The 13147-nt window shown below is 72.5% G+C and carries 14 protein-coding genes; 7 read left to right on the top strand and 7 right to left on the bottom strand.

The window, feature by feature from the left end; genetic code table 11:
• Positions 1 to 32 precede the first annotated feature (32 nt).
• Complete coding sequence (locus AB0J69_RS06615; RefSeq protein ID WP_364113587.1) at positions 33 to 578, bottom strand: hypothetical protein; 546 nt, start codon at positions 576 to 578, stop codon at positions 33 to 35.
• 154 nt (positions 579 to 732) lie between these two features.
• Between AB0J69_RS06615 and AB0J69_RS06610 the strand changes: the two genes are divergently transcribed.
• Complete coding sequence (locus AB0J69_RS06610; RefSeq protein ID WP_364113585.1) at positions 733 to 2094, top strand: glutamine synthetase family protein; 1362 nt, start codon at positions 733 to 735, stop codon at positions 2092 to 2094.
• A gap of 50 nt (positions 2095 to 2144) precedes the next feature.
• On the opposite strand, the gene AB0J69_RS06605 is transcribed toward AB0J69_RS06610, so the two are convergent.
• The 3 genes from AB0J69_RS06605 to AB0J69_RS06595 all read right to left on the bottom strand — a co-directional run bounded on the left by AB0J69_RS06605 (position 2145) and on the right by AB0J69_RS06595 (position 4015).
• Positions 2145 to 2489, bottom strand: coding sequence for a YciI family protein (locus AB0J69_RS06605; RefSeq protein ID WP_364113583.1), 345 nt, complete (start codon positions 2487 to 2489; stop codon positions 2145 to 2147).
• Between the two features lie 22 nt (positions 2490 to 2511).
• Complete coding sequence (locus AB0J69_RS06600) at positions 2512 to 3111, bottom strand: AAA family ATPase (protein WP_364113581.1); 600 nt, start codon at positions 3109 to 3111, stop codon at positions 2512 to 2514.
• A gap of 148 nt (positions 3112 to 3259) precedes the next feature.
• Complete coding sequence (locus AB0J69_RS06595; RefSeq protein WP_364113579.1) at positions 3260 to 4015, bottom strand: ion channel; 756 nt, start codon at positions 4013 to 4015, stop codon at positions 3260 to 3262.
• A 381-nt stretch (positions 4016 to 4396) separates the two neighbouring features.
• Between AB0J69_RS06595 and AB0J69_RS06590 the strand changes: the two genes are divergently transcribed.
• Positions 4397 to 5110, top strand: a complete 714-nt coding sequence (locus tag AB0J69_RS06590) for a hypothetical protein (RefSeq protein WP_364113577.1) — start codon at positions 4397 to 4399, stop codon at positions 5108 to 5110.
• 59 nt (positions 5111 to 5169) lie between these two features.
• On the opposite strand, the gene AB0J69_RS06585 is transcribed toward AB0J69_RS06590, so the two are convergent.
• Entirely contained in the window at positions 5170 to 6030 is an 861-nt protein-coding gene (locus AB0J69_RS06585) for an alpha/beta hydrolase (RefSeq protein WP_364113575.1), read from the bottom strand.
• Positions 6031 to 6084: 54 nt separating this feature from the next.
• Here AB0J69_RS06585 and AB0J69_RS06580 point away from each other — a divergent pair, with 54 nt between their 5' ends.
• Positions 6085 to 6771 carry a type 1 glutamine amidotransferase gene (locus tag AB0J69_RS06580; RefSeq protein ID WP_364113573.1) on the top strand — a complete coding sequence of 229 codons (687 nt, stop codon included), beginning with the start codon at positions 6085 to 6087 and terminating at the stop codon, positions 6769 to 6771.
• On the opposite strand, the gene AB0J69_RS06575 is transcribed toward AB0J69_RS06580, so the two are convergent.
• Positions 6746 to 7003, bottom strand: a complete 258-nt coding sequence (locus AB0J69_RS06575) for a hypothetical protein (RefSeq protein ID WP_364113879.1) — start codon at positions 7001 to 7003, stop codon at positions 6746 to 6748. The two genes, AB0J69_RS06580 and AB0J69_RS06575, sit on opposite strands and share 26 nt — an antisense overlap.
• A 438-nt stretch (positions 7004 to 7441) precedes the next feature.
• On the opposite strand from AB0J69_RS06575, the gene AB0J69_RS06570 reads away from it, so the two are divergent.
• Together AB0J69_RS06570 and AB0J69_RS06565 are read left to right on the top strand one after the other, a co-directional pair.
• Positions 7442 to 10363, top strand: coding sequence for a bifunctional [glutamine synthetase] adenylyltransferase/[glutamine synthetase]-adenylyl-L-tyrosine phosphorylase (locus AB0J69_RS06570; protein ID WP_364113571.1), 2922 nt, complete (start codon positions 7442 to 7444; stop codon positions 10361 to 10363).
• A gap of 99 nt (positions 10364 to 10462) precedes the next feature.
• Positions 10463 to 11497 carry a hypothetical protein gene (locus AB0J69_RS06565; RefSeq protein WP_364113569.1) on the top strand — a complete coding sequence of 345 codons (1035 nt, stop codon included), beginning with the start codon at positions 10463 to 10465 and terminating at the stop codon, positions 11495 to 11497.
• A gap of 24 nt (positions 11498 to 11521) precedes the next feature.
• On the opposite strand, the gene AB0J69_RS06560 is transcribed toward AB0J69_RS06565, so the two are convergent.
• A complete protein-coding gene (locus tag AB0J69_RS06560) occupies positions 11522 to 12076 on the bottom strand; it encodes a helix-turn-helix domain-containing protein (protein ID WP_364113567.1) in 555 nt (184 codons plus the stop codon).
• An 84-nt stretch (positions 12077 to 12160) separates the two neighbouring features.
• Here AB0J69_RS06560 and AB0J69_RS06555 point away from each other — a divergent pair, with 84 nt between their 5' ends.
• Both AB0J69_RS06555 and AB0J69_RS06550 read left to right on the top strand, forming a co-directional pair.
• Positions 12161 to 12601, top strand: coding sequence for a nuclear transport factor 2 family protein (locus tag AB0J69_RS06555; RefSeq protein ID WP_364113565.1), 441 nt, complete (start codon positions 12161 to 12163; stop codon positions 12599 to 12601).
• Positions 12601 to 13128, top strand: coding sequence for a GNAT family N-acetyltransferase (locus tag AB0J69_RS06550; protein ID WP_364113563.1), 528 nt, complete (start codon positions 12601 to 12603; stop codon positions 13126 to 13128). Before AB0J69_RS06555 ends, AB0J69_RS06550 begins: the two co-directional genes overlap by 1 nt.
• Positions 13129 to 13147 lie beyond the last annotated feature (19 nt).

Raw genomic sequence — 13147 nt, 5'->3', positions numbered from 1 at the left:
CGGCATCTTCACTGGGACCTTCACCGGGACCTTCACAGGGGTCCGAAAAGCCAGTTGCCCGCGGCGTTGGGGTCGTCGCTGCGGTAGAAGTCGGCGGCGGCCAGGACCAGCTCGTCCACGGTCAGCGCGCCCCTGCCCGCCCGGTCCAGCCGGTCGAACGCCTCGTCCACGTCGTCGTAGGCCACCCCGAACGCGCACAACATCGTCCGGAACTCGCCCGGCCCGATCTCCCCGTCGTCGTCGCCGTCGCACAGCTCCGCCACCGCCACCGTGGCCGGCCGGAACACCGGGTCGTAACGGTCGCCCTTGACGAACGCCGCCGTCATCCCCCTCCGGAAGTCCGGGCGCGCGATGCCGGAGTCGCCGTCGCGTTCGAGCGCCTCCGACAGGGTGGACCAGATGCCGTCGAAGCTGTCCACGAGACTCGCTCCGGTGACCGAGGTGGGGGACTCCCCGAAGCCCACCAGGATGCGGGCGCCCAGCCCCAGCAGGTCCTCACGCTCGACGACGCCGTTGCCGCTCGCGTCGATGTGGTCGAACGCCCGATCGAGCTTGTGATTGAGCAGGTCGATAGCCACCAATGCCTCCCCCGAGACTGACTGCGTGATCACAGTAAGTCGGGGCGGGCCCTTTGTCAGCGAGGCTCGCACCGGCACCCCCCGTAACGTGTGCGAAACACGGACACGGCATGCTGGTATTTAGCCTGTACTGTCTGTCTAACGAGGGGATGCTGTGGACCGCCAGCAGGAGTTCGTGCTCCGCACGCTCGAGGAACGCGACATCCGGTTCATCCGGCTGTGGTTCACTGACGTGCTCGGCTTCCTCAAGTCCGTGGCCATCGCGCCCGCAGAGCTCGAAGGGGCCTTCGCCGAAGGCATCGGGTTCGACGGTTCGGCGATCGAGGGCTTCGCCCGCGTCTACGAGTCGGACATGCTCGCCAAGCCCGACCCGGCCTCGTTCCAGATTCTGCCCTGGCGCAGCGAGACGCCGGGCGCGGCGCGCATCTTCTGCGACATCCTCATGCCCGACGGGTCGCCGTCCCACGCCGACCCGCGCTGGGTGCTCAAGCGCACGCTCGCCAAGTGCGCCGACATGGGCTTCACGTTCTACACCCACCCCGAGATCGAGTTCTTCCTGCTGAAGAACCGGCCCGAGCCCGGCGAGCGGCCCGAGCCGATCGACTCCGGCGGCTACTTCGACCACACCCCGCACAGCTCCGGCCACGACTTCCGCCGCCAGGCGATCATGATGCTGGAGTCGATGGGCATCTCGGTCGAGTTCAGCCACCACGAGGGCGCGCCCGGCCAGCAGGAGATCGACCTGCGCTACGCCGACGCGCTCACCACGGCCGACAACATCATGACCTTCCGCCTGGTCATGAAGGAGGTCGCGCTGGAGCAGGGCATCTGGGCCTCGTTCATGCCCAAGCCGTTCACCGAGCACCCGGGCTCCGGCATGCACACCCACATGTCGCTGTTCGAGGGCGACCGCAACGCCTTCTACGAGGCCGGCTCCGACTACCGGCTGTCCAAGATCGGGCGCTCGTTCATCGCCGGGCTGCTCAAGCACGCCGCCGAGATCACCGCCATCACCAACCAGTGGGTCAACTCCTACAAGCGGCTCTGGGGCGGCGCCGAGGCCATCGCCGGCCAGGGCGGCGAGGCGCCCTCCTACGTGTGCTGGGGCCACAACAACCGCTCCGCGCTGGTCCGGGTGCCGATGTACAAACCGCACAAGGGCGGCTCCACGCGCATCGAGTTCCGCTCGCTCGACTCGGCGTGCAACCCCTACCTGGCCTTCGCGCTGATCCTGGCGGCCGGGCTGAAGGGCATCGAGGAGAGCTACGAGCTGCCGGCCGCGGCCGAGGACAACGTCTGGACGCTGACCAGCGCCGAGCGGCGCGCCCTCGGCATCCAGCCGCTGCCCGGCTCGCTCAACGACGCCATCGAGGTCATGGAGCGCAGCGAGCTGGTGGCCGAGACGCTGGGCGAGCACGTCTTCGACTTCTTCCTGCGCAACAAGCGGTCGGAGTGGCGCGAATACCGGCGCCACGTCACCGAGTTCGAGCTCGGCCGCTACCTGCCCGTGCTCTGAGCCGTTCCGGCTGACAGGGGGCCTCGCCGCCGGCGAGGCCCCCTGTGCCGTCAGCCGTGGAACTCGCGGACCTCGATCGGGAGCAGGGCCACCGCCCTGGCCATCCTGCGGGCCCATTCGAGCGCGGCGTCCAGGTCGGGCGCCCGGATGATGGTGAAGCCGCCGATGTGCTCCTTGCCCTCGGTGTACGGGCCGTCGGTGGCCAGCACCTCGCCCTCGCGCAGCCGCACCACGGCGGCCTCCTCCGCCGGTCGCAGCGCGCCGGAGAAGACCCACGCGCCGGCCGCCTTCATCTCCTCCTCGAGGGCGTACAGGTCCCGCATGACGGGGTCCAGGATCTCCGGCCCCGGCGGCGGGCCGTCAGGCTGGAACATGGTGAGCACGTACTGCTTCATGAGCCTTCCTTCCGTGAGTCTCTCACCTCCTGAACGAACGGCGCGGGCCCGGATCGACACCCCGGGCGGGATCGAAAACGATGGCTTCGAGCAGGCCCGCCTCGGCGCGGTCCACGATGCGCGCGCCCATCGCCGGAGCCGGGTCGCCGCCCTTGACCCGCGTCAGGAGGCTCTCCCACCTGCGCTGGTGGCGCGCGAACGTCCTGGGCGCCACCACCCGGCCCCTGGCCAGCTGCCCGGCCAGCGCCGCGTCCGCCGGCGCGTCCAGCAGGAGCAGGTGGAAGCTCGCGTTGTGCCGGCGCGCCAGCCAGGCGAAGCCGCGCAGCACGTACGGGGCGCAGCCCCGGTTGTGCGCGACGACCGCATGCCCCTGGGTCAGGGCCTGCCGGATGCGGGTCACGTGGGTGACGAACACCACGGCGCGGCGCACCGGGTACGGGGCCCAGGTCAGCCTGCCCTGCCAGTGCCGCCTGGACTGCGACGAGTCGATCACCACGGCCGTCCCCGCGACGACGGGCAGGCTCTCCGCGCCGTGCAGGCCGTACAGGCGTTCGAGCAGGGTGGTCTTGCCCGCGCCCGGGAGCCCGGTCAGGATGACCAGGGACCCCGGCGGATAACGCAACCTCGCACCCTGCACAGGCCCACCCCCGCATGATCCGCCGTCTTGTCCCTGCTTGCGCAAGCATAGGCCGCGCTCTTACCAGCCTCTCCGAGGCCGGGCCAAGGTGCGCACCCCCGGACGGAAAGCGCATCCCTGAGGGCCGGCCGCGCTAAGGGGCCAGCCGTGCCGTCAGCTCTCCCACGGCCGTGCGCAGCGCGGCGAGCTCCGCCACGGCCTTGCGCAACTCGGTGAGCTCGGCGACGATCTCGGACAGTTCGGCCTCCGTACGGCGCTCCAGGGCCGCCGTGCGCTCGAACCGCTCGACGAACCAGGAGGCGATGGCCGCTGTGATGACGCCCAGCAGGGCGATCCCGGCGAGCATCAGCCCCGCGGCCACCAGCCGCCCTTCCGAGGTGACGGGGAAGCGGTCGCCGTACCCGACCGTCGTCATCGTGGTGAGCGACCACCACATGGCGTCGCCGATCGTCTTGATGTTCCCGTCCGGATTGCCGCGTTCCACGTCGAGGACGGCGATGCTGCCGACGACGGAGAGGAAGAGGGCGGTGCCGCTGACGTACACGACGGCGCGCAGGCGCAGCGGGAGCTGCACGCGCTCGGCGATGACGTGCAGCAGGAGCAGCGCGCGCAGCAGCCAGAGCGGGCGCAGGAGGGGGAGGAGGACGACCAGGAGGGCGGGGATGTTCCTGATGACGAAGCGCAGGCGGCGCGGGGCCAGGGCGACGCGGATGAGGTAATCGGCGGTGAACAGGGCCCATGTGACGACCTGGAGGTACCAGAACGCCTCGCGGGCGGGGGCGGACAGGCCGGGGACGACCACGGGGACTGCCCAGCCGAGTAAGAAGCCAAAGCCGATGAGGAGGAGCGCGAGGCTGGTGCGCCGCTCCCAGGAGGTCAGCCGGTCCATGCGGACAGTGTGCGGCACGGGCCCCGCCGTCCGGAGTGCCCCCCGTCACGTTCTGAATCAGGCGATTGGTCGCGAGGAGCGGGAGAACCCCGTTAAGGTACAGGCAGCGCCTTGATCGGCCTCACTCCCGGAGCGGTTCGGAGTGAGGCCGATTTTCGTTGCTTCTGACCCCCGAGTCACATCCGTGCGATGTCCGATGCGTAGCGTCGTCGTACCCGGGGTGGGGAAGTTTCGGGCCCCTTCGAGGCGTTGTGGAGTGGTACGGAGTGGCCGCCACAGGACCCCCAGCATCTTGGCAAACCGGGAGTCCAGTAAAATCGGCCTTCTCTTTATGATATTTCCGGACTTCTCGCCTTGTGTGGCGATATAGGAGGGTGTGGCATGACGACGGCTGCCCTGCAGACCGTGTTGACCGTTCCCGAGCGTTTCCGGGGGCCCGTGGGTGTCGCCAACGGCGGCTGGATCGCTGGGACCATGGCGGAGGCTCTGAACGGTGGTCGATCAGCCGTCGAGGTCACGCTGCACGCCCCTTCGCCTCTGGAGACGGAGCTGCGGCTGGAGCACATGGCCAACTCCGTGTCCCTCTTCCACGGCGACCAGCTGCTGGTCGAGGCCATCCCGGTGGCCGAGGACCTGGAGGGGCCGGGGTTCGTGCCGTTCAACGACGCGGCCCGCGCCGAGGCGGGGTTCGCCGGCCTGAAGGCCCACCCGTTCGCCGAGTGCTTCGCGTGCGGCCTGCGCGAGCCCGGTGACGGCCTGCGCATCTTCCCGGGCCCGGTGGAGGGCACGGACCTGGTGGCCGCGGGCTGGCGGGTGCCGTTCACCGTGGCCGGCGAGGACGGCGTGCCCGCCTCGATCGTGGGAGCGGTGCTCGACTGCATCACCGGCTGGGCCCACTTCGGCCCGGGCGAGAGCGCCCTGCTCGGCCGGCTGGCCGTGCAGATCCACGGCACGGTCGTCCCCGGCGGACGCTACTCCGTGGTGGCCCGCCCGACCGGCCGCGACGGCCGCAAGATGTACGGCCAGAGCGCCATCTACGAGGCGGACGGCACGCTCGTGGCCGCCGCCCGCGCCACCTGGATCGCTCCACGCTAGAACCGGTCACGCGCGAGGCCCCCGAGACCCTCGGGGGCCTTCGTCTTTCCGCCCGCCGGTCAGCCCGGCGAGGTGAGGCGGTCCACGACGGTGGCCACGCAGCGCTCGTCGAACAGGATCGTGTAGTGGTTGCAGTCCGGCACCACCTCGTCCCGCAGCCCGGGCAGCCGGGCGGCCCAGGGCCGGGCCAGGTCGTCGGGCAGCAGGCCGGTCTCCTGGTCGAGCAGCCCGCGCGGCGCCCTGAGCAGGAGCAGCGGCGAGGTGATCGCCTCCAGCGCGGCCGCGATCCGCGCCGGCTCCAGGCGCAGCCACCGCCCGTCCTCCAGCACCGCCTCCCCGACGGCTCGCGACCGCAGCGCGCCCTCGGGGCCGGTCAGGTCGTAGCGCACGTACGCCTCCACGTCGGCGTTCCAGCGGCCGGCGAAGGCCGGATGGGCCTGGAAGAACTCGACGTAGGCCTCGGCTGAGGGGTAGGTCTGCCGCAGCCGCGCCAGCGCCGGCCCCAGCGTGGCCTCCGTCGCCGCGTCCGCGTCCATGCCCTCGGGCAGCGGGGGCAGCGGGAGCCCGCCGTCCACCAGCACGACCCGGGCGAAGCCGCGCCGCGCGCCCACCAGGGCCGCCACGTACGCGCCCATCGAGTGCCCCGTCAGCACCGCGTCCGGCCCCGCCCCGACGTGCTCGGCCACGCGCAGCACGTCCTCGGCGTGCCGCGGCAGCCCGTACGGACCCGGCAGGGACGCGCTGTGCCCGCGCCCGCGCAGGTCCATCGCGACCATCGACCATCCCTCCGGCAGCCGCCGCCCCACCGCGCCCCAGGCCATCAGCGAGGCCGTGATCCCGTGCACTGCGATGATCTTGCGCGGCCCGGTCCCGAACGTGGCGATCCGCTGCCCGCCGACCTCATCGAATTCGACATCCATGGAGGGAGCTTAGGGGGAGCCGAAATGTGGGGAACAGGCCTGATAATTGCGTATATGCGCATTACCGTCATCGAACATGAGGCCGAGGCCGGGCTCGGCTACCTCGTCGGCTGGCTCGGGCTGACCTGCGAGGTCGTGCGTCCGTACCTGGGGGAGGAGGTCCCCGTACGGGCCGCGGACGGGCTGATCGTGCTGGGTGGCGCGGCGGCCGCATGGGAGGACGAGCGCAGCCCCTGGCAGCCCGCCACCCGCGACCTGCTGCGCCGGGCCGTCGATGACGCCACCCCCACGCTGGCCATCTGCCTGGGGGCGCAGCTGCTCACCATGGCCTGCGGCGGCACGGTCGAGCGCGGCGCGAACGGCCTGGAGGTGGGCGCCCGCGAGGTGACCGCGCTGCCCGCCGCCGCCACCGACCGGCTGCTGTCGGGCGTCGGGCGGGCCGTGGCCGTCCAGTACCACCAGGACGCCATGACGCGTCTGCCCGAGGGCGCCGTGCCGCTGATGACCGGCTCCCAGTACGCCAACCAGGCCTACCGGCTCGGCGAGGCCGCCTGGGCGGTGCAGTTCCACCCCGAGGCCACGCCGGAGATCTTCGCCTCGTGGACGGCGGACTCGGACCTCGACGCGGCCGAGGAGCTCAACGCCGAGGTCAAGGCCGCCGAACGGGATCTGGTCGCGACCTGGCGCCCGGTGGCGGAGGCGTTCGCCCACGTGGTCAGGAACGGCGCCCGCGCCTCCTGACGAGGGCGGGCGCGGCGCGGACGTGGTCAGAAGCGTTGCCCGCGTCTCCTGGCGTGGTCGGGCGCGTCGGGCGCCTCCTGACGAGGGCGTGTGCCAGTGCGTGCACGCCCGCCAGGACGAGCGGGAGCGCCACCAGCCCTGAACGCCCGGCGTGCACCGGCACCCCCGCCCGCCGCAGCCGCCGCCACGCCCACACCGCGTACGGGATCACGACGACGGGCGCGGTCACCACGCCCGGCGTGTAGCCCGATCGCCACGTTCACGTGCGCCTGCGGCACCTCCAGCCGCTCCCACGGCACGCCCGGGAAGCGCTCCTCCAGCCGGGGCCGGGCCGCCCGCGTCCACCGCGCCATGGTCACCAGCTCCTCGGCGTCATGCACCGCCCACGCACCCAGCAACCCCCACGCCACGGCGGTCGGCACCCGCCCAGGCGCCGCCGCCCCGCGCGCGCCCGCCACCGCCACCCCGCTGGAACCCGCTGCTGATGGGAGTTCGCCGCTCCGCGCACAGCCGCCGACGCCGCCACCCCACGCGTGCGCGCCATCATCCCCACCTTCCCGGCAGGCGCGCCCCGAAGGACGCACCTGCCAACCCGCGATCCCCGCAAAACGCAACGCAACGTTGCGTTTCATGCTACGGCGAAGCGGGCGAGAGCTGTCAAGATGGAGGGGTGCCCAGGATCGAATCCACCGCCGCGCGGCTCGCCAAGCTCGGCTTCGCCGACGGCGCCAGGGCCGCCCAGCTCGTCCGCCAGTCGGAGGCCGACCTCGACGACGTCCTGGAATCACTGGTGGACGTGGCCGATCCCGACCAGGCACTGGCCTCCCTGACCCGCCTGATCGAGCGCGAGCCCGCCGTGCTCGACGCCCTGCGCGCCGACGAGCACCTGAGGAGCGGGCTGCTGGCCGTGCTGGGTGTCAGCGCCGCCCTCGGCGAGCACCTCGTACGCCACCCCGGCCAGGTTGCGCTCCTGGCCCAGCCGCGCCTCGGCGGGGCAAGGGCCGAGCTGCTGCGCGCCGTCGGCGCCGAGCCGGACGAGAGCGAGCCGCTCGCCACGGCCCCCGACGCGCTGGTGGCGCTGCGCGTGGCCTACCGGGGCCGCCTGACACACCTCGCCGCCCGCGACCTCACCGGCCAGGCCACCCTGCAGGAGGTCACGGCCGAGCTGTCCGACCTGGCCGGCGCCGCGCTGGAGGCCGCGCTCGCCGTCGCCCGCACCGAGGTCGAGGCCGAGGAGGTCCGCTTCGCGGTCATCGGCATGGGCAAGTGCGGCGCCAGGGAGCTCAACTACATCAGCGACGTCGACGTGATCTTCGTGGCCGAGCCGCGGGAGGGCGCCGACGAGGCCAAGGCGCTGCGCGCGGCCACCCGGCTGGCCCAGGCCATGATGCGGGCCTGCACCGCCACCACCCCCGAGGGCTCGCTGTGGGAGGTGGACGCCGGGCTGCGTCCCGAGGGCCGATCCGGGCCGCTGGTGCGTACGCTGGCCAGCCACCTCACCTACTACCGGCGCTGGGCCAAGACATGGGAGTTCCAGGCGCTGCTCAAGGCCAGGCCCGTGGCGGGCGACCTGGAGCTGGGAGCCGCTTACGTCGAGGCCGTCAACGAGATGGTCTGGACGGCGGCCACCCGCGAGGACTTCGTCGAGGACGTGCAGGCCATGCGCCGCCGGGTCGAGGCGCACGTGCGCGCCGAGGGCGAGCGGCAGCTCAAGCTGGGGCCCGGCGGGCTGCGCGACATCGAGTTCGCGGTGCAGCTGCTGCAGCTCGTGCACGGCCGGCTCGATCCGCTGCTGCGCCGCCGGGCCACGCTGCCGGCGCTGGCCGCGCTGTCGCGGGGCGGCTACGTGGGGCGCGACGACTCGCGGGGGCTGGCGGAGGCGTACTCGTTCCTGCGGCAGGTCGAGCACCTGCTGCAGCTGCACCGGATGCGGCGCACCCACATCGTGCCCACCGACGAGGCCGACCTGCGCAGGCTGGGCCGGGCGCTGGGCATGCAGGCCGACCCGGTGGGGGAGTTCACGGCCCGGTGGCGGCGGCACGCGATGGAGGCGCGGCGGCTGCACGAGAAGCTGTTCTACCGCCCGCTGCTGCAGGCCGTGGCGCGGCTGCCCGAGTCGGAGGCGCGGCTGTCGACCACGGCCGCCGCCCACCGGCTCGAAGCGCTCGGCTACGTCGACCCCACCGGCGCGCTGCGCCACATCGCCAACCTCGCCACCGGGGTGTCCAGGCGGGCCGCCATCCAGCGCACGCTGCTGCCGGTGATGCTCGGCTGGTTCGCCGACACGCCCGACCCGGACGCGGCGCTGCTCGGGTTCCGGCAGGTCAGCGACAAGCTGGGCAGCACGCCGTGGTACCTGCGGCTGCTGCGCGACGAGACCGCCGTGGCCGCCAGGATGGCCCGCGTGCTCGGCACCAGCCGCTACGCCACCGGCCTGCTCATGCACGCCCCCGACGCGGTCGCCATGCTGGGCTCCGACGCCGAGCTGGCCGTACGCTCCCCGGAGTCGCTGCTCGGCGAGGCGTCCGCCGCGGTGTCCAGACACGCCGGCGATCCCGAAACCGCCGTCGCGGCCGTGCGGGCGCTGCGGCGCAAGGAGCTGTTCCGCACGGCGGTGGCCGACCTGTCCGGGCTCATCGACATCGAGGGCGTCGGGAGCGCGCTGTCGCAGCTCACGGACGTGACGCTGCAGGCCGCCCTCGACGCCGCGCTCAGCAGGGCCGCCGGCACCACCTCCTTCGCGATCATCGCCATGGGCCGGCTCGGCGGCATGGAGTGCTCCTATGCCAGCGACGCCGACGTCGTGTTCGTCCACTCGCCCCTGCCCGGGGTGGCGGAGCGCGAGGCCACCGACGCGGCCTTCGCCGTGGCCAACGAGCTGCGCCGGCTGCTGTCCCTGCCCGCCCCCGACCCGCCCCTGATCATCGACCCCGACCTGCGGCCCGAAGGCCGCCAGGGGCCCCTGGTGCGCACGCTGGCCTCCTACCGCGCCTACTACTCGCGCTGGTCGTCGCCGTGGGAGGCGCAGGCGCTGCTGCGGGCCAGGTTCTCGGCCGGGGACGCGGCACTGGGGGCGGAGTTCACGTCCATGGTCGACCAGCTGCGCTACCCGGCGGGCGGGCTGCGCGACGAAGCGGTCAGGGAGATCAGGCGGATCAAGGCCCGTATGGAGGCCGAACGGCTGCCGCGCGGCGCCGACCCCGCCCTGCACACCAAGCTCGGCCCCGGCGGGCTGTCCGACGTGGAATGGGTGGCGCAGCTCCTGCAGCTCCGCTTCGCCGGCACGCTGCCGTCCCTGCGCACCACCCGCACGCTGGACGCGCTGCGCGCGGCCGTGGCCGAGGGGCTGCTCGCCCCGGCCGACGAGGCGGTGCTGGCCGAGGCGTGGCGCTTCGCCTCGCGCATCCGGGACGCGCTCATGCTGGTGAAGGGGCGGCCGGGCGACAACGTGCCGCGCGACTCGGGCGAGCGCAAGCTGATCGCCCAGACGCTCGGCTACCCGCCGGACGGCTCCGAGGACTTCCTCGACGACTACCGGCGGGTGACGCGCCGGGCCCGGAAGGTGGTGGACCGCGTCTTCTACGGCGCCTGATCAACGGGCCTGATCATCGGGCCTGATCATCGGGCCTGATCGCTGGGTCTGATCCGTGCGTCATTGCGCTGCCACACGCCGTGGGTGTATCAATGCGCGGTGTTATCCGTTTATGTGGATCTGGCCCTCGGCCTGGTGGTGGCGTTCCTGCTGCTGTCGCTGCTGGTGAGCGGGCTCAACGAGGCTTTCGTACGCGTGCTGGCCATCCGCAGCAAGTTCCTGTGGGCCTATCTCAGGGACACCATGGACGGCGCCGACAAGAAGACCGGCTCCTGGTTGCCGGCCGGGGTGCTCGACGTGTTCCGGGTGCTGCCGTTCCTGCGCGACCCCCGTCCCCGGCACAACGACCTGCCCGCGCCCTCCGAGCCCGGCAGGATGCCGGAGCCCGAGACGCAGTCCGGCGACTCCATGATCAAACTGCTCTACGAGCGGGTCCGGGAGATCGACCACGCCAAGAGGGGAAAGACGAGCATCGCGAACATCCCGCCGGCGCGGTTCGCGATGGCGGTGATGGAGCTGGCGGCGGCGCAGGGCGGCGACGTCGAGCAGTTCCTGGCCAAGCTGCAGAAGATCGACAGCCCGCTGTACGGCCACCTCAAGGGCGTGTGGGAGACCGCGCAGCGCGACCTCGACCGGTTCCGGCAGGGCGTGGAGACCTGGTTCGACGGGGAGATGCAGCGGCTGTCCATGCTGTACAGGCGCTACGTCAAGTGGGTCGTCGCCGTGCTCGGCCTCGGGGTGACGCTGCTGTTCACCATGGACGGGCTGGAGTACGCCAAGACGCTGCTGCGCGACAACGCCTTCCGCGCCTCGGTGACGGCCGTGGCGGGGGCGGGGCCGGACGCGTACGACGAGCTCAAGGCGCGGTGCACCGGCGGCGATCCGGTGCCGTGCGTCACGGAGGTGCTCAGCCAGCCCGCCCTGGTCAAGATGATGGACCAGGCGCTGGTCAGCGTGTCGATCCCGGAGCAGGGCGACCCGAGCGTCCACTGGAACGGCGGCACGTGGTGGGATCGGATCAGCACGCCGAGCCACTGGCCGGGCTTCCTGCTGACGTACGTGGCGCTGCTGTTCGGGGCGCCGTTCTGGTGGGACGTGTTCCGGCGCATCACCGGGATCAGGTCGAGGCGCTGAGCGGCCCGCGTACGAAGGCGTTCCTCAGCCGCGTGCCCTGAGCCCCTCGAAGACGATCCGCAGCGTGCGGTCCCGCAGGTCCGGGGTCCAGCCGCCGAGCAGGGCGGCCTGGGAGGCGGCGGCGAGCAGGGCCATCACCTCGTCCGGCCGCACGTCCGCGCGAACCGCGCCGGCCTCCTGGGCGCGGCGCAGCAGCGCGCCTACCGGCTCCTCCAGCCGGCGCAGCGGCTTGTCCACGCGTACGTCCACCCCGCCGCCCGACAGCAGCGCGGCCACGGTCCTGCGGGCCGCCGCCTCCTCCACCACGTGCGTGAAGAAGGCGAACAGCGCGGTCTCCGGGGCACCCTCCCGGGCCTGTCTCGCGGCCTCCTCGGTCAGCCGGTCGAGCAGCGCCTTGACGATCGCGCCGAGCAGGTCGTTCTTGGTGGGGAAGTGCCGGAACACGGTCCCGATCGCCACCCCCGCCCGCGCGGCGACCTCCTCCGTCGAGGCGGAGGCGCCCCGCTCGGCGAAGACGGCCTCGGCGGCGGCCAGGATGCGCTCGCGGTTGCGCCGGGCGTCGGCGCGCAGCTGGGTCATCGGCTGGGCTCCCGTTGACAAGATGAGTGGCGACTCATTATTTTCCGATGGTGAGTGGAGGCTCATCTTAGACGGGAGCCAGCGATGAGCGCACGCGAGGTGTTCGACCGGCTGCGACGGGAGCTGACCGGCGACCCGGTGGCGGACGGGTTGGGGGCGGAGGGGTTGTGGGCGGAGGACGTCGTCGTGGAGACGCCGTTCGCGCCGCCCGGCGCGCCGCGCCGCTTCGAGGGGCGGCAGGCGTTCCTGGAGTACGCCCGCGCCGGCCGGGCCGCGCTGCCGTTCCGGCTGGAGATGGACGGCCTGGTCGTCCACGACACCGCCGACCCCGACGTGATCATCGTCGAGTACGAGCTGGGCGCCACCCTTCCCGGCACCGGGCAGCGCGTGTCAGCTCCGTTCGTCGGCGTGCTCAGGGCCCGCGGCGGCCAGATCGCGCACTGGCGCGAATACCAGGACCCGCTCGCCCTGGCCGCCGCGACCGGCCGCCTCCCCGATCTCGTCGCCGCACTATCGTTGGCCTGATGGAGACAGAGCGGCTGATCATGCGCCGGTGGCGCGACACCGACCGGACCCCCTTCGCCGAGCTGAACGCCGATCCGGAGGTGATGCGCCACTTCCCCAACAGGCTCACCCGCGAGCAGAGCGACGCCATGGTGGACCGGATCGAGCGGGACTTCGGGGTGTTCGGCTACGGGCTGTGGGCGCTGGAGGAGCGGGCGAGCGGGCGGTTCATCGGGTTCACGGGGCTGGTGCTGCAGACGTTCGACGCGCCGTTCCTGCCGGCGGTGGAGATCGGGTGGCGGCTGACGCGCTCGGCCTGGGGGCAGGGGTACGCGACGGAGGCGGCCCGGCGGGCCCTCGGCTACGGGTTCGAGGAGGCGGGCCTCGACGAGATCATCTCCATGACGGCCGTCGGCAACACGCGGTCCCGGGCGGTGATGGAGCGGCTCGGGATGACGCACGACGCGGCCGAGGACTTCGACCATCCGTGGGTGGCGCGGGACAGCCCGATCCGGCGCCACGTGGTCTACCGACTCAAGCGTCCGTAAGCCTGCCTCGAGCGTCCGT

This window comes from Nonomuraea sp. NPDC049709 (genome assembly GCF_040674815.1).
In the GTDB taxonomy this organism is placed as follows: Bacteria; Actinomycetota; Actinomycetes; order Streptosporangiales; family Streptosporangiaceae; genus Nonomuraea.
This window is presented reverse-complemented; position numbering and strand designations above follow the sequence as displayed.